The sequence below is a fragment of the Streptomyces sp. NPDC101234 genome (genome assembly GCF_044767525.1).
Classification (GTDB): domain Bacteria; phylum Actinomycetota; class Actinomycetes; order Streptomycetales; family Streptomycetaceae; genus Streptomyces; species Streptomyces sasae.
Map to the genome: position 1 here is coordinate 26,199 of NZ_JBIWOA010000018.1, position 14,993 is coordinate 41,191.

Annotated in this window: 12 protein-coding genes; 6 read left to right on the plus strand and 6 right to left on the minus strand. The window is 73.9% G+C overall.

Translation table 11 applies throughout. The features are described 5' to 3' along the window. Window positions 1–64: 64 nt before the first annotated feature. The 6 genes from ACIRR9_RS29965 to ACIRR9_RS29990 all read left to right on the plus strand — a co-directional run bounded on the left by ACIRR9_RS29965 (window position 65) and on the right by ACIRR9_RS29990 (window position 3,994). Window positions 65–403 (plus strand): metalloregulator ArsR/SmtB family transcription factor, encoded by a 339-nt coding sequence (locus ACIRR9_RS29965; RefSeq protein WP_365336347.1) that lies wholly within the window; start codon window positions 65–67, stop codon window positions 401–403. Then, window positions 403–2,127, plus strand: a complete 1,725-nt coding sequence (locus ACIRR9_RS29970; protein ID WP_403758019.1) for a SulP family inorganic anion transporter — start codon at window positions 403–405, stop codon at window positions 2,125–2,127. The genes ACIRR9_RS29965 and ACIRR9_RS29970 overlap by 1 nt, the downstream gene beginning before the upstream one ends. After that, window positions 2,124–2,525: a pyridoxamine 5'-phosphate oxidase family protein gene (locus tag ACIRR9_RS29975; RefSeq protein ID WP_403758022.1), complete on the plus strand. Its 402-nt coding sequence runs from the start codon at window positions 2,124–2,126 to the stop codon at window positions 2,523–2,525. Before ACIRR9_RS29970 ends, ACIRR9_RS29975 begins: the two co-directional genes overlap by 4 nt. After that, window positions 2,525–2,953 (plus strand): ATP-binding protein, encoded by a 429-nt coding sequence (locus ACIRR9_RS29980; RefSeq protein WP_403758026.1) that lies wholly within the window; start codon window positions 2,525–2,527, stop codon window positions 2,951–2,953. The genes ACIRR9_RS29975 and ACIRR9_RS29980 overlap by 1 nt, the downstream gene beginning before the upstream one ends. 67 nt (window positions 2,954–3,020) lie before the next feature. Further along, the gene (locus ACIRR9_RS29985; RefSeq protein ID WP_403758029.1) at window positions 3,021–3,464 is read left to right on the plus strand and encodes an STAS domain-containing protein; all 444 of its coding nucleotides are present in this window, start codon (window positions 3,021–3,023) and stop codon (window positions 3,462–3,464) included. A gap of 179 nt (window positions 3,465–3,643) precedes the next feature. Continuing rightward, window positions 3,644–3,994, plus strand: coding sequence for an ArsR/SmtB family transcription factor (locus tag ACIRR9_RS29990; RefSeq protein WP_385683616.1), 351 nt, complete (start codon window positions 3,644–3,646; stop codon window positions 3,992–3,994). 56 nt (window positions 3,995–4,050) lie between these two features. On the opposite strand, the gene ACIRR9_RS29995 is transcribed toward ACIRR9_RS29990, so the two are convergent. The 6 genes from ACIRR9_RS29995 to ACIRR9_RS30020 form a co-directional block, all read right to left on the minus strand. Continuing rightward, window positions 4,051–4,593, minus strand: coding sequence for a hypothetical protein (locus tag ACIRR9_RS29995; RefSeq protein ID WP_403758032.1), 543 nt, complete (start codon window positions 4,591–4,593; stop codon window positions 4,051–4,053). A 30-nt stretch (window positions 4,594–4,623) separates the two neighbouring features. Then, window positions 4,624–4,806, minus strand: coding sequence for a DUF6126 family protein (locus ACIRR9_RS30000; RefSeq protein ID WP_316781420.1), 183 nt, complete (start codon window positions 4,804–4,806; stop codon window positions 4,624–4,626). After that, window positions 4,803–5,168 carry an ArsR/SmtB family transcription factor gene (locus tag ACIRR9_RS30005; RefSeq protein ID WP_403758035.1) on the minus strand — a complete coding sequence of 122 codons (366 nt, stop codon included), beginning with the start codon at window positions 5,166–5,168 and terminating at the stop codon, window positions 4,803–4,805. Before ACIRR9_RS30005 ends, ACIRR9_RS30000 begins: the two co-directional genes overlap by 4 nt. Window positions 5,169–5,173: 5 nt before the next feature. After that, on the minus strand, window positions 5,174–5,356 hold the full coding sequence (locus ACIRR9_RS30010; RefSeq protein WP_384575480.1) for a hypothetical protein: 183 nt from the start codon (window positions 5,354–5,356) through the stop codon (window positions 5,174–5,176). Window positions 5,357–5,468: 112 nt separating this feature from the next. Beyond that, a complete protein-coding gene (locus tag ACIRR9_RS30015; protein WP_403758038.1) occupies window positions 5,469–6,953 on the minus strand; it encodes a tryptophan 7-halogenase in 1,485 nt (494 codons plus the stop codon). Window positions 6,954–6,983: 30 nt separating this feature from the next. Further along, window positions 6,984–14,867, minus strand: coding sequence for a type I polyketide synthase (locus tag ACIRR9_RS30020; protein WP_403758041.1), 7,884 nt, complete (start codon window positions 14,865–14,867; stop codon window positions 6,984–6,986). Between the last annotated feature and the right edge of the window lie 126 nt (window positions 14,868–14,993).

Sequence of the window (14,993 nt, forward strand, 5' to 3'; positions counted from 1 at the left end):
GATCGTGGGCACCGCCTTTTGCGTCCGCCCCCGCAGGGGGACTTGTCGGGGAAGCCGAGGGGTCGTGTCCGTTCCGCTGTACCAGGCCAAGGCCGAGTTCTTCCGGATGCTGGGGCATCCCGTACGGATACGGGTGCTGGAGCTGCTGCAGGACGGGCCGATGCCGGTGCGGGACCTGCTGGCCGCCATCGAGGTGGAGCCCTCCGGTCTGTCGCAGCAGCTGGCGGTACTGCGCCGCTCGGGGATCGTCACGTCCGCCCGTGAGGGTTCGACCGTTGTCTACGCACTGGCCGGCGGCGACGTCGCGGACCTGATGAAGGCGGCGCGCCGGATCCTGACCGAGATGCTCTCCGGTCGGAACGAACTGCTGGCCGAGTTGCGGGAAGCCGAGGCCGTCGCGTGATGGCCACCGCGTTCGGCCGCGCGTGGGCCCGTATCGTCTCGCTGCTGCCGGGCCCGGCCGACCTCGCCGAGGCCCGGCGTGACCCGCGCCGGGACCTGCTCGCGGGCCTCACCGTGGCGATCGTCGCGCTGCCGCTCGCGCTCGGCTTCGGTGTCTCCTCCGGGCTCGGCGCCGCGGCGGGACTGGCGACCGCCGTGGTCGCGGGCGCCCTCGCCGCGGTGTTCGGCGGGTCCAACCTGCAGGTGTCCGGTCCGACCGGCGCGATGACCGTCGTCCTGGTACCGATCGTGGGCCGGTACGGGCCGACCGGGGTGCTCACCGTCGGGCTGATGGCGGGCGTCATGCTCGTCGGCCTGGCGCTGCTGCGGGCCGGGAAGTACATGCAGTACGTGCCCGCCCCGGTCGTCGAGGGCTTCACCCTCGGCATCGCCTGCGTGATCGGCCTGCAGCAGCTCCCGAACGCGCTCGGTGTGCCCAAGCCCGAGGGTGACCGCGTGCTGGTGGTGACCTGGCGTGCCGTCGACGAGTTCGCGAAGAACCCGAACTGGACGGCGGCCGGACTCGCGGTCGCGGTGGCCGCGGTCATGTTGCTGGGAGCCCGGTGGCGGCCGACCGTGCCGTTCTCGATCGTCGCCGTGATCGCGGCGACGGTCGTGGCACAGCTGGCCCGCCTGGACGCGGCTGAGCCGATCGGCGACCTGCCGGCCGGACTGCCCGTGCCGTCCCTCTCCTTCCTCGACCTCGGCTCGCTCGGCACCCTGCTCGCCCCCGCCGTGGCGGTCGCGGCGCTCGCCGCCCTGGAGTCCCTGCTGTCCGCCTCGGTCGCCGACGGCATGACGGTCGGGCAGCGCCACGACCCCGACCGGGAGCTGTTCGGCCAGGGCCTCGCGAACATCGCGGCCCCCCTGTTCGGAGGTGTCCCGGCCACCGGCGCGATCGCCCGTACCGCGGTCAATGTCCGCACCGGCGCGGGCTCCCGGCTCGCCGCCCTCATCCACGCCGCCGTCCTCGCCGTGATCGTCTTCGCGGCGGCCCCCGTCGTCTCGAAGATCCCGCTGGCCGCTCTCGCCGGCGTCCTGCTGGCCACCGCGATCCGCATGGTCGAGGTCGGCTCGCTGCGGGCCATGGCGAAGGCCACCCGTTCCGACGCCCTGATACTTGCCCTCACCGCCGTGGCCACCCTGGCCCTGGACCTCGTGTACGCCGTGATCATCGGCCTCGCCGTCGCCGGCGCCCTCGCCCTGCGCGCCGTGGCCAAGCAGGCCCGCTTCGACCAGGTCCCGCTCGACCGGGGCGATCACAGCGCGGAGGAACACGCGCTGCTGGCCGAGCACATCGTCGCCTATCGCATCGACGGCCCGCTGTTCTTCGCCGCCGCCCACCGCTTCCTGCTGGAGCTCACCGAGGTCGCCGACGTCCGGGTGGTCGTCCTGCGCATGTCCCGGGTGTCGACCATGGACGCCACCGGAGCCCTGGTCCTCAAGGACGCGGTGAAGAAGCTGCACCGCCGCGGCATCCTCGTCCTGGCCTCCGGCATACGGCCCGGCCAGCGTCAGGTCCTCGCCTCCGTCGGCGCGCTCGACCTGCTGTGCCACGACGGCCGGGAGTACGCCACCACGCCCGACGCGATCCGGGCCGCCCGCGACCACCTGGAGGCGGCCGGAGTGCTGCCCGCCCTCCCCGACCAGCAGCCCCGAACCTCCGGCGAGGAAGCCCTGCGATGAGCCCTTTCCCCGCCCCTCCCCGTCTGGTCGAGGTCTCCGGTGCGGAGGCCCTGTGGCTGCTGGACGGCAGCACGCTGGGCCGGCTGGTGTACGCGCAGCGGGACCTGACCGTGATCCGGCCCGCCCGGCACGTGTGGGAGTACGGCCGCCTGGTCGTCCGTGCGCCGGCCCCGGCGGTGCCCGCTACCGCGACGTACCACGTCGACGACATCCGTACCGTCGCAGGCACCGGCTGGACGGTCACCGTCTCCGGCCCCGCCGAGGTGATCACCGACCCCGACGAGGCCGCCCACTATCACCGCACCCTCGCGGGCTGGACGCACGGCCCGCACGACACCCTGCTGCGCCTGCACCCCAAGACCGTCGCCGGTTTCCGCCTCGCCCCCGCGGAGGCGTGATGTCCACCCAGCTCGAAACCCTGCCCCACCGCCATGTGCTCACGCTGCCCAGCGAGCCGTCCGCCGTCCGCGCGGCCCGCGAGACGGCCGAGAAGGCCCTGGTCGAGTGGGGCATCGGGCTGCGTCACTCCACGGTGGACCCGGCGCTGCTGATCCTCGGCGAACTCGTCACCAACAGCGTCCGGCACGCCGCCGTCCTCTCCCCGACGGTGACCGTGATCTACGCGGCGGGACCGGGCTGCCTGGCCTTCGCCGTCCACGACCGCCACCCCTACCAGCCACGGCTGTACGGAACGGTCACCGGCACCGGAACGAGCGGCGGCCTGGCCACCGTCATGGAACTCACGCTCGCCCTGGGAGGCACCGCGGTGGTCCGCCCCGACGCCGACGGCGGTGGCAAGACCATCTGGATCACCCTGCCCCTCTGAACCACCCTCTCCCTCTGAACCGGACAGCAGACTCCGGCCGGCCACGCGCGCAAGGAGGAGCATCATCATGACCATCGACTGGCGCTACACCGTCGAGGACGACCTCGGCGTCCTGTCGGTCGCCGGGCACCTGGGCCCGGACGCCGTACGCCGCTTCGCCGGTGCGGTCGGCTGGGCGCTGGCCCGCGGCACCGGACCGGTCGTCGTCGACCTGACCGAACTGCGCGGCTGGTCGGCCGAGGGACAACTGGCGATCACCGACGCCGCCCGCCGACTCGCGCAGGCGGGCCGCAGCCTGGAACTGGCCGCGATTCCCGCCGACGGCTCCCTCGTCCCCACCGGCGACTGCCCGCTGATCCCGGTCCACGCCGACCTGCCCGCCGCGCTCGCCGCACACGGCGCCCGGCACGGGGAATTAGCCGAGGCACGCCAGTCGTGGCGCACCACCGGCTGGCCGGACGGCGACCGCGATCCTGGCGCAAACCCCTCACAAGACCTCACGAATTGCTAATATTGGCAATTACTGAGGTCGTTACTGATTGACTCCGTGGTCCGCATCGCCCGTGCGGTTTCGGCTTGCCCGGTGCCGCAGGCGAGGATGGTCCACATGTTCTTGACGAGTGGGTGGATGCGATGCGCCGAGGCCCGGCCGGTAGTGCCGTGCTGCTGTACGGGGGAGGGGGTGGCCCGGTGAGTACGCCGCTGTACCAGCTGAAGGCCGAGTTCTTCAAAACCCTCGGCCACCCGGCCCGCATCAGGGTCCTGGAGCTGCTGAGCGAGCGCGAGCACGCGGTCGCGGAGATGCTGCCCGAGGTGGGCATCGAGGCGGCGCACCTCTCGCAGCAGTTGGCCGTGCTGCGCCGGGCGAACCTGGTGCGCACCCGGAAAGAGGGGTCGAACGTGTACTACTCGCTGGCCAGCCCGGAGCTGGCGGAACTGCTGCGGGTGGCGCGCTCGATCCTGTCGGGCGTGCTGACGGGGCAGGCGGAGCTGCTCGCCGACCTGAAGGCGGCCCAGTCGGAGGCGAAGCCGCCGGCGTAGCTTGCGGCAATATTCCGCATTTCCAGGCAAATTGCAGGAAAAGCGCGCGGCGGCCTTCAACCCGGTGTACAACGGTGAGAAGCTACGGGGCACGCCTTGTGGCCTCGCCCCGGCACGCGGATGTGGCCCTGGTGACAGGCCCGCTCCTCGCCCGGCGTCATGCGGCCGGCTCCGTCGGGCCACGGGACCTCGACGGCAATGCCGCTGCTGCGGGCGAAGGCCACGAGATGGGCCGTCGCGTCCCGGCCGTGGGTGGGGGAGCCGTCCCACACCGCCAGCAGCCGGGCGCAGGAGCGCAACAGGCTCTCGTCAGCCCCCAGGCAGGAGCCCCGGTCGGAGGGGTCGTACTCCAGCAGCCGTACCTGCTCGGAGAGCAGCAGCAGTTCCCCGGCCGCCCTGCAATCGGACGACTCCAGCACGTCCGGGACGCCGTTCCTGGAGGGCGGGACGGTCACCAGCGCCAGTCCCGCAGCGCGGGCAGCCCTCCCGAAGGCGACCGGCAGTGCCTGTCCGGCACGCACCAGCCCTGCCTTGCCCGTCCGGGCGAACTCGGCCAGACCACGGGTCGGCCGGGCCTGCGGCAGGGCCAGCCGGCCCATGTCCGAGGTGTGCGAACCCTCGCACGGTCACTAGTGCGCGTGCCGGCCCAGATAGAAGAGCAGGATCACCCAGCCGGCGACGATGTGCGTGCCGAAGATGTAGAAGCCCGCGCGGATCGCGACACCGCGCTCGATCTGCCACTCCCTGTCCTTCTTCTTGGCCTTCCGTTTCCGCTGCTCGCCCGCGGACCCGTCGGACACCTGCTCGGTCACCGTGCCGTCTCCCTGCTTCCTGTTTCGTCCCCTGAAGTCGTCTCGCGCAGCTCCTCCAGCAGGTCCTGCCGGCCGGTCAGCAGCGTGGCCAGGATCCGCCGTGCCGCGGCGAGCAGGTCGGCCACATCGCCGCCGGCCAGCTCGTACACCACCGTCGAACCGGTGCGCGTCGCGGTCACGATGCCCGAGCGGCGCAGCACGGCGAGCTGCTGGGACAGGCTCGACGGCTCGACCTCGATCGCCGCGAGCAGCTCGCGCACCGGCTTGGGGCCGTCCTGCAGCAGTTCGAGCACCCGGATGCGCACCGGATGGCCGAGCATCCGGAAGAACTCGGCTTTCGCCTCGTACAACGGAACCGGCATCCCGGTCACCCCTCGTCCGCCCCGGTCGCCTCGACGTCCAGCCCGTGCCGCCGCGCCAGCCGTATCGCGTCGTCCAGCTCGTCCTCGGCCACCGCGACGGCATACGCGTCCGCGGCGCTCACGGCGGCCGCCAGACCGGCTCGCGCCGCGCGCACCCGTGCCAGCAGCGCTTCGGTGACTTCGTTCATCACCAGGACCTCCGGACAGTGGATCACTTAGGAACCATGACAACTAACAAATTGAAGAACTCTTCAATTGAAGTGTAAGGGGTGGGGCTCCGGTTCGGGGCGGGTGCCGGTGTCATGCCGGAAGCCAGGACAAGCCGTCCTCCGTGGCCGTGAGCCGGCCGATGGCGGGCGGGGTCCTGGCGTCCAGTGGGCCGCCGTACAGGGCCTGTTCCTGGAGGGCGTTGCCGGTACGGAAGGTCTCGGTGACGACCCGGGTGCCGAGGAGCGGGTTCGTACGGTCGTCGGCCGACGCCAAACGGCCCACCGCACCCTCCAGTTCGGCCGCCGCGGAGTTCCACCGGGCGCCGAGTCCGCCGGCGGCGAGCACGCCGGTGTCGCCCGACACCACACCCCCGGCCAGCTCGGCGAAGGCCGCGGCCTCGTCGACGTCCACCCGGGTGATCTTCTTCGCCGACCAGAAGTACGAGTCCTCGTTGCGCTCCATGTCGTAGAACGCGATGAGGAATTCGTAGAACACTCGGTACTCCCGGCGGTAGCGCGCCTCGAACTCGGCGAACCCGCGCTCCTCCGGAACGCTGCCGTCCAGGGCCGAGTTCACCGCGCGGGCCGCCAACAGGGCGCCGTACGTGGCCAGATGGACGCCCGACGAGAGCACCGGGTCCACGAAGCACGCGGCGTCGCCGACCAGGGCCATGCCCGGTGACCACAGGGACGCCTTCCAGTAGGAGTAGTCCTTGCGCACCCGGACCTGGTCGTACGGCGGCTCGGTCGCGACCGGTACGTCCGTGAGCAGCCGGCCGACCTCGGGGCAGGACTTGATCATGTTCTGCCAGGCGGCGCGGGGGTCGTCCTGGACGGCCGCGTAGTGCTCCGGGGCGATCACGGCGCCGACACTGGTCAGGTCGTCGCGCAGCGGGATGTACCAGAGCCAGCCGGCGTCGAACGCGGCGCAGAAGATGTTGCCGCTGTTCGGCGCGGGGAGCCGACGGCCGCCCGCGTAGTAACCGAACACGGCCAGATTGCGGAAGAAGTCGGAGTACACGCGAGCCCCGCCGACCCGGCCGTGGATCCGGCTCGTGTTGCCGGAGGCGTCCATGACGAACCGCGCGTGCGCCGTGCGCCTGGTCCCGTCCCGGTCGGTGTACTCGACACCGCGTACCCGGTCGTCGTCCCCGCTGAGCACCCGGCGCACAGGGCTGCCCTCCCGGACCTCGACGCCCACGCGCTCGGCGTTGCGCAGCAGGATCTCGTCGAAGCGGGAGCGCTCCACCTGGAAGGCGGTCGCCGTGGGCTCCGGCAGCCGGGGTGTCATGGCGAAGGAGAACTGCCAGGGCTCCGGGTCGCGGCCCCAGCGCAGTGTCCCGCCGCGTTTGAGGGTGAAACCGGCCCGGGCGACCTCGTCGGCGACACCGAGCAGCCGGCACAGACCGTGCACCGTGGCGGGCAGCAGCGACTCGCCGATCTGGTAGCGGGGGAAGGTCTCCCGCTCCAGCAGGAGCACCCGGTGCCCACGCAGGGCCACGGCCGTCGCGGCGGTCGAGCCGGCCGGCCCGCCGCCCACGACTATCAGGTCGTAGTCCTCGTTCTCAGCGGTCATCCGGCACTTCCCTTCCCATGGGCAACGTGATCACTTGGTCAGCCAGGCGCGGATCGCCGCGGCCGTGCTGTCGGCGTCCTGGTGGAGTAGGGAGTGGTGGTCGCCGGGCACGTCCACGCCGTCGTGCGGCAGCGGCCAGTGCGGCCGCCAGTCCCCGTCGGGTGCGAGGCGCAGCATCTCGGCGGTGGGCCGACCGCGCAGCAGCAGGGTGGGGACCGGGGACGGTTCGGGCCGCCAGCCCTCCATCACGCGTACATACCCGCCCCCGGTGATCAGCAGGGAGTCGTCCAGCCCGTCGACGACATCGGCCGGGAGCGCGGCGCCCGCGGACACCAGGGCCTGCCCGCGCGCATCGGCGCGGCGCAGCACTCCGGCATGGGAGTCGATCAGGACCACCCCGGCCGGTGGCCGTCCCGCCAGCGCCAGCTGCCGGGCCACGGCATGGGCGATCGCCCCGCCCGCGCAGTAGCCGACCAGGACCGGTGCGGTCTCGACGGGCAGCGCGCGCACGGTGTCGGCGTGGGCCCGCACCAGCGTGGCCACACTGTCCGGAACGGCCCTGCGTGTACCGAATCCGGGGTGCTCCAGCAGGTACAGATCACGCTCACCGTCGAACCGCCGGGCCAGGGCGGTGGGGAGACGCAGGTGCGGTGTCAGGTAGTCCGGGAGATACGCCAGCGGGGTGCCGTCGCCGTGGGCGAGCTGGAGCGGCGGAACGGTGTGCCGCGCGCGCTCGCCGTCGGAGAAGACCGGGAGGGCATAGGACGCCAGGAACCGCAGTCCCATTGCCTCCTGCGCTCCCTGTTCACGCAGGACGCGGTGGTAGAGGGGGCTGAACCGGTAAGGGGCGTGGGGGAGTTGGGTCGCTGGTTCGGGCCGGGTCTCCCGGGGGCCGTCGGCATGCTCCGGTTCGGCTCCCTGCGGTGCGTCCGCGTCGAGCAGCGCCGTGTGGACGTGTGCCGCCAGCTCCGGCAGCGTGGGGTACTCCAGAGCGACGGTCGGAGCCAGCCGTACCTGGGTGAACGCGCTGAGCCTGTTCCGGATCTGGACGGCGGACAGCGAGTCGAAGCCGAGTTCCGTGAAGGAACGTTCGGCGGGGAGGGCGGCCGGGTCGGTGAAGCCCAGGACCGCCGCGATCTCGGCCCGGATCAACTCCGTGAGCAGGGCCGGACGTTCGGCAGACGGAACGCTCGCGAGCCGCTCGCGCCAGGCACCGGGCCGCTGCCCGGCTCCCTCGACGGGCGCCGTGTCGACCGCGGCCGGACTCGGCGGCAGCAGATCGGCGAGGACGGCCGGCGCGCCCGCGTCGGCGGCGGCCCGGAGGTCCAGCGGGACCGGCACCAGCAGCGGTTCCTGAGTGCGCAGCGCCGCGTCGAGGAGAGCCGTGCCCTCCCGCTCGCCGACGGGCAGGACGCCGCCCTCGCGGATGCGGCCGGGCGCGACGCGGTCTGCCATCCCCTCCTCGCCCGCCGTGGCCCACGGTCCCCACGCCAGCGCCTGCGCGGGCAGGCCGCGGGCCACCCGGTGCCGGGCGAGGGCGTCCAGGAACCCGTTCGCGGCCGCGTAGTTCGACTGTCCCGGCCGGCCGAGCACGCCCGCGGCCGAGGAGTACAGCACGAAGGCGGACAGATCCAGGCCCTGCGTCGCCTCGTGCAGATACCAGGCACCGTCCGCCTTCGGCGCGAGCACGGTCGCCAGCCGCTCGGGCGTCATGGCGTCCACCACACCGTCGTCCACCACCCCCGCCAGGTGGAAGACCGCGGTGAGCGTCGACCGGCAGGAGCCGACCAGGGCGTCCACCGACGCCCGGTCGCTCACATCGCATGCCACCACCCGCACATCGGCGGGCAGTTCGGCCACCCAGTCCGGGACCTTTCCGCTGCCGCTCGCCAGCAGCAGACGCCGTACCCCGCGCTCGGCGACCAGATAGCGGGCCAGGCCGGCCCCGAGCGCGCCGGTGCCTCCGGTGACCAGTACGGTCCCTTCGGGGGTCGGCTCGGCAGATCCGGTGGCCGGGTGATCGGCCAGGACCAGCCGGGGAGCCAGGACGACACCGTCGCGCACGGCGACCTGGGGCTCACCGGACCGCAGCGCCGCCTCCAACTCGGTTGCCTCCAGGTCCGCCGCCTTCGGGTCGGCTGCCTTCGGGTCGGTTGCCTTCAGGTCCGTCGGTTTCGGGTCGGCTGCCTTCGGACCCGCCGCTTCCTGGTCCGCCACCTTCCGGTCGGCCGCATTCAGGTCCGCGGTCTTCAGATCTGCCGCCTCCAGGACCGCGAGCCCCGGTTTCGCCGCGTCGGCCGTTGCGTCCGGATGGTCCACCAGGACGATGCGGTCGGGATGCTCGGACTGGGCGCTGCGCACCAGCCCGGCGACGGCGGCCTCGGCGAGGTCGGGATCGTCGCCGGTGGCGTTGCGGGTCAGCACCAGCAGACGGCCCGGCCGCGCGTCCGCGGTCCAGTCGCGCACCCGATCCAGCACGGCGGTGAGCAGCCCCCGCACCCGATCGGGCACAGCGGCGTCCGGGGGCAGGGCTGCGGCCAGCCGGGCCACGTCCAGTACCTCGTGCGTCGTGCTCGCGGAACCTCCCGGCGTCACGGGCCGCCAGGCGAGCCGATACGTCTCCGCGGGAGCCCGCGTCGGGATCGGCCGGGTGACCACCGACTCCACCATGGCCAGCGGCAGTCCGGCCCCATCGGTGAGGGCGACGCGGAACTCGTCCGGGCCGACCCGCCGTACGACCGCCCGCGCGGCGCAGGCGCCGGTCGTGTACACCGTCACCCCGGAAAGGGCGAGCGGCGCCGCGGGCCCACCCGGCCCCTCACCCGGTTCCCCCGCCAGCAGCGCGGCGTGCAGCGCCGCGTCGAACAGGGCGGGGTGCAGGGTGTACGACCCCGCGGCCGCCGCTTCCTCCGGCGGCAGCGCCAGTTCGGCGAGGATCTCGTCGCCCCGGCGCCACAGCGCGGTCACCGCGCGGAAAGCGGTGCCATAGCGATGGCCGTGGTCGGCGAGGCGCCCGTAGTCGACGGCGATCCGTTCGGCTCCGGCCGGCGGCCACGACGTGGGCATGCCGTCGGGCGGCGGACCGGCCGGTGCGGTCGTCGCGGTGGCATGCCGAGTCCACGGCCCCGGCGTACCGGCCCGGCGCGCCCAGACGGTGACCGGCCGGCCACCCGACCCGTCCGGGCTCCCGGCCACCACCTGCACCTGCGTCCCGTGCTCCGCAGACAGCACGAGCGGTGCGTGGAGGGCCAGTTCGGCCAGCCCGGCCGGGCCCGGGGAGCCGTCGGCCCGTGCGGCCAGTTCGGCGAAGACGGTGGCGGGTACCAGCGCCCGGTCGCCGATCGTGTGGTCGGCCAGCCAGGGATGGCGGTCCAGGGACAGGACGGTGGTGTGCCGGATTCCGGGCCCGTCGGCGTCGGGCAGCGGTTCCCCCAGCAGCGGATGACCGGACCGGCTCCGGTGCGCGGCGGCGTTCAGCCAGTAGCGCCGGCGCTGGAAGGGGTAGGTGGGCAGCGGACGCCGCCGGGCCCCGGTGCCGGCGTACACCGATCGCCAGTCGACCGGTACCCCGTGCACATGCAGCGCGGCCAGCGCCGCCACCGTCGTACGCGCGTCACCGCACGAAGTGAACACCGCGCCGGTGCCCGGCCCGACGCACTCCTCGGCCGCCACGGCCAGCGAGGGGGCGGGCCCGGCCTCGACGTAGGCCGTGACCCCCTCGTCGGCCAACCGGTCCATCGCCTCGGCGAACCGGACCGTCTCGCGCGCCTGCCGTACCCAGTGCTCGGCGGTGGCGAGGGCGTCCGACTCGGTCCGGCCGGTCAGCGTGGACACGATCGCAACGGACGGCCGGTGGTAGGTCACCGACTCGGCGACCGCACGGTACTCGGCCAGCATCGGGTCCAGCAGCGGCGAGTGGAAGGCATGGCTCACCCGCAGTCGGCGGTACGGCCGGCCCACGGCGGTGGCCAGTGCCGTCACCGCGTCCTCCGGTCCGGAGAGCACGACCGACTCCGGACCGTTGACCGCCGCGACCGCGACCGCGACGGCCCGGCCGGGAACCCCGTCGAGGCGGCGCGTCACCTCGGCCAGCGGCGCGCGGACCGCGATCATCGCGCCGCCGGCGGGCAGGGCGGCCATCAACCGGCCGCGCGCGGCGACCAGCCGTACCGCATCGGCGCGCGAGAACACCCCGGCCACATGAGCGGCGGCCAGCTCGCCGACGGAGTGCCCGACCAGGAAGTCCGGCCGTACCCCGAGGCCGGCGAGCAGGGTGTGCAGGGCCACCGCGTGGGCGAACAGCGCGGGCTGCGCATAGTCGGTACGGTCCAGCAGACCGGCTTCCCCGTCGATCACCTCCAGCAGAGGGCGGTCGAGCCACGGGGTGAACTCCTCGCACAGAGCGGTGAACGCCGCCTCGAAGACCGGGAACGCCGCCCGCAGTTCGCCGCCCATCCCGGGGCGCTGGGCTCCCTGGCCCGGACAGAGGAGCGCCACCTTCGGACGCGGGGGCGCGGTGCCCCGCAGCAGCGCCGGGCCGTCGATCTCGGCGGCGAGGTCGCGCAACCCCGCGAGCAGGCCGTCGGCGTCGGTGGCGAGGACGGCCGCCCGGTGGGACAGGGGCGCCCGGGTGGTGGCGAGCGAGTACGCGGCGTCCAGGGCGCCCGCCTCGTCCTGCACGTCGGTGAGCGCGGCCGCCAGCCTCGCGGCCTGCGCGCGCAGCCCGGCCTCGTCACCCCCGCCGACGAGCCAGGGCATGACCGGCAGCCGACGCGTCGTGGGCGCGGCCGGGTCCGCATCGTCCCGGGGCGGCTCCTCAATGATCACATGGGCGTTGGTGCCGCCGATGCCGAACGACGAGACCGCTGCCCGGCGCGGGCGGTCGCGGCGCGGCCATGGCCGGGCCCGGTCGAGCAGCCGTACCGCGCCCGCGGACCAGTCGACATGCGGCGACGGCTGCTCCGCGTACAGGGAGGCGGGCAGTTCGTCGTGGCCCATCGCCTCGATCAGCTTGATCAGGCCCGCCACCCCCGCCGCGGCCTGGGTGTGCCCGAGGTTCGACTTCACCGAACCCAGCCACACCGGATCGCCCGGATCGCGGTGCTGTCCATAGGTGGCGAGCAGGGCGCCCGCCTCGACCGGGTCGCCGAGCGCGGTTCCCGTACCGTGCCCCTCGACCGCGTCCACGTCGGCCGCCCGCAGGCCCGCGTCGGCCAGCGCCAGCCGGATCAGGTCCCGCTGCGCCTCGCCGTTGGGGGCGGTCAGGCCGTTCGAGGCACCGTCCGAGTTGACGGCGGAGCCGCGCAGCACCGCCAGTACCGGATGGCCGTTGCGCCGGGCGTCCGAGAGCCGTTCCAGCAGCACCAGGCCGACGCCCTCGGCCCAGGCGGTGCCGTCCGCGCCCGCGGCGAACGAACGGCAGCGGCCGTCCGGCGACAGCCCCCGAAGGCGGCTGAACGCCACGAACGGCAGCGGGCTCGGCAGCACCGTCACCCCGCCGGCCAGCGCGAGCGAACACTCCCCGGCGCGCAGCGACCTGGCGGCCAGGTCCAGCGCCACCAGCGACGACGAGCAGGCCGTGTCCACAGTGAGCGCCGGGCCGCGCAGCCCGAGGACATAGGCGATCCGGCCGGACGCCACACTCGGTGACGATCCGACGCCGAGATGCGCCTCCAGTTCGTGCGGCGAGAGCCCGCTCGCGTACCCGCCGGCGTGCATCAGACCGACGAACACGCCGGTGCTGGTGCCGCGCAGCCGTGGCGCCGCGATGCCCGCCCGTTCGAAGCTCTCCCAGGCGACCTCCAGCAGCAGCCGCTGCTGGGGATCGGTGGCCAGCGCCTCGCGGGGCGACATGCCGAAGAACAGCGGGTCGAAATCCGCCACGCCGTCGAGGAAGCCGCCGCGGCGGGTGTACGTCGTCCCGATCCGGTCCGGGTCGGGATGGTGCAGGGCGGCCAGGTCCCAGCCCCGGTCGGCGGGGAACTCGGAGGTGGCGTCGACCCCCTCGGCCACCAGGCGCCAGAGGTCCTCGGGCGAGCTCACTCCGCCCGGGTAACGGCAGCCGACGGCCACGATCGCCACCGGGTCGGCCTCCGGGCCGCGCGTCGCAACCGCACTCGCGGGTACCGGAGTTCCGTGCAGCCGGGCGTCCAGGTAGGCGGCTGTCGCGGCCGGGTTCGGATGGTCCCACACCAGTGTCGCCGGGAGCCGCAGCCCGGTGCGGGCGCCGAGGCGGTGCCACAGGGTCATGGCGTCCATCGACGTCAGACCGAGATCGGCGAACGCGGTGCCGGGATCGGCGGCCGCCCCGCTGATCGCCGCGGTCTCCGTGCACACCAGGTCGGTCAGCGCGGCCCGCCGCTCGCCGGGCGTCCGGTCGGCCAGTGCGACGAGGCCCGGTTCGGCAGGGCGGTCGGCGAGGGCCTGGCGCAGCAGGGCCCGGCGCGGTTTGCCGCCCGCGGTGCGCGGCACGGCCGGGGTGAGCAGCACCTCCTCGGGCACCTTGTGCGCGGAGAGCACCGCCGCGCAGGCGCGCAGCAGCGGCGCCGGATCCAGGTCCGGACGGTCCGGCACCACGAACGCCACCGGAACCTCACCGAGCAGCGGATGGGCCCGTCCGACCACGGCCGCGTCCCGCACCCCCGGCAGACCGCACAGCACGCGCTCGACCTCGGCCGGGTCGACGTTCTCCCCGCCGCGCACGATACGGTCGGTCGCCCGCCCGGTGACCGTCAGCACGCCCCGCTCGTCCAACCGGCCCAGGTCACCGGTGCGGTACCAGCCGTCGCGCAGGACGGCGGCGGTCTCCTCGGGCCGGTTGTGGTAGCCGAGCATCACGCCCGGGCCGCGCACCCAGATCTCGCCGTCCCCGTCGGCGGTCTCCGGCGTGACGAGGCGTACCTCCATACCGGGCAGCGGCGTCCCGCTGCCGCCGCGCGCCCTCGGCCCGCCGGGCCCCTCCATGGCGATCTTTCCGCAGGTCTCCGTGGAGCCGTAGCCGTCCAGCAGCGGAGCACCGAACCGTGCCTCGACCTCCTCCCGCAGCTCCGGGTCACTGGGCGCCCCGGCCGTGACGCACAGCCGCAGCGAGGGCACGGAGCCCAGCCCGGTGTCCAGCAACTGCCGGTAGGTGAGGGGGACTCCGGCCAGGACGGTCGGCGCGTACTCGTCGACCAGCCGTGCCAGCGCGGCCGGTTCGCGGGGCGCGGTGATCCGGGCGCTCGCCCCGGCCATGGTGGTGCCCAGGACACAGAGCGAGTGGGCGTAGGTGTGGGAGAGGGGCAGCGGCCACAGGATGCGGTCCGCGGCCGACAGGCCGAGCCGGGGCAGGTAGCAGGCGGCCGGGGACCAGAGCGCGGACCGCTGACTGGAGACCGCCGCCCTGCTGGCGCCGGAGGTCCCTGAGGTGTAGAGCAGCCAGGCAGGCTCGTCCAGGCCGAGGTCGTCGGGGGGAGCGGACGACGGTTCTGCGACCAGGGCCTCCCAGGCGGTCGCCCCTTTTGGCAGCGGGCCCTCGCCGGTGACGAGCAGCCGCACCGGCCGGCCGGCCGTCAGCCGGGTGATCCGTGACAGGTTGCGCCGGTCGGTGACCAGCACGGCCGGATCGCAGTCGGCCAGCAGCTCGGCGAGTTCGGCATCCGTGGCGCGGGAACCGAGCGGTACGCCCACCGTGCCGGCCCGCACCGTGGCCAGCAGCCCCTCGACCAGCTCCACGCCGTTGTCCAGGCAGAAGGCCACCCGGTCCGAGCGGCCGGTCCCCAACCGCGCCCCCAACCGGCCCGTCCTGCATTCCAGTTCGGCCCAGGACAGGGCCCGCCGGTCATCGGCGAAGGCGACCCTCCCGCCGTGCCGCCGGGCGTTCTCGGCGAGCAACTCCGCGACGGGTCGCAACTCCGGCGCCTGTGCCGTTCCCACCCGGTTCCCCCTGATGCCCCAACGCCTGTGCCATACAGGCCCGTTGAGGAGCCTAACGCCGCATACCGGCGCCGAACGGGCCGCGACGCGCGGCCCGTCGGGAATCGTTCGACGAGTCGGTGACGG

Bases quoted from the DNA above. Each gene is read 5' to 3' on its own strand.
- ACIRR9_RS30005 (WP_403758035.1), bottom strand. From the start codon at position 5,168: ATGCCGGTTCCGTTGTACGAGGCGAAAGCCGAGTTCTTCCGGATGCTC.
- ACIRR9_RS29970 (WP_403758019.1), top strand. From the start codon at position 403: ATGGCCACCGCGTTCGGCCGCGCGTGGGCCCGTATCGTCTCGCTGCTG.
- ACIRR9_RS30015 (WP_403758038.1), bottom strand. From the start codon at position 6,953: ATGACCGCTGAGAACGAGGACTACGACCTGATAGTCGTGGGCGGCGGG.
- ACIRR9_RS30010 (WP_384575480.1), bottom strand. From the start codon at position 5,356: ATGAACGAAGTCACCGAAGCGCTGCTGGCACGGGTGCGCGCGGCGCGA.
- ACIRR9_RS29995 (WP_403758032.1), bottom strand. From the start codon at position 4,593: ATGGGCCGGCTGGCCCTGCCGCAGGCCCGGCCGACCCGTGGTCTGGCC.
- ACIRR9_RS29985 (WP_403758029.1), top strand. From the start codon at position 3,021: ATGACCATCGACTGGCGCTACACCGTCGAGGACGACCTCGGCGTCCTG.
- ACIRR9_RS29980 (WP_403758026.1), top strand. From the start codon at position 2,525: ATGTCCACCCAGCTCGAAACCCTGCCCCACCGCCATGTGCTCACGCTG.
- ACIRR9_RS29975 (WP_403758022.1), top strand. From the start codon at position 2,124: ATGAGCCCTTTCCCCGCCCCTCCCCGTCTGGTCGAGGTCTCCGGTGCG.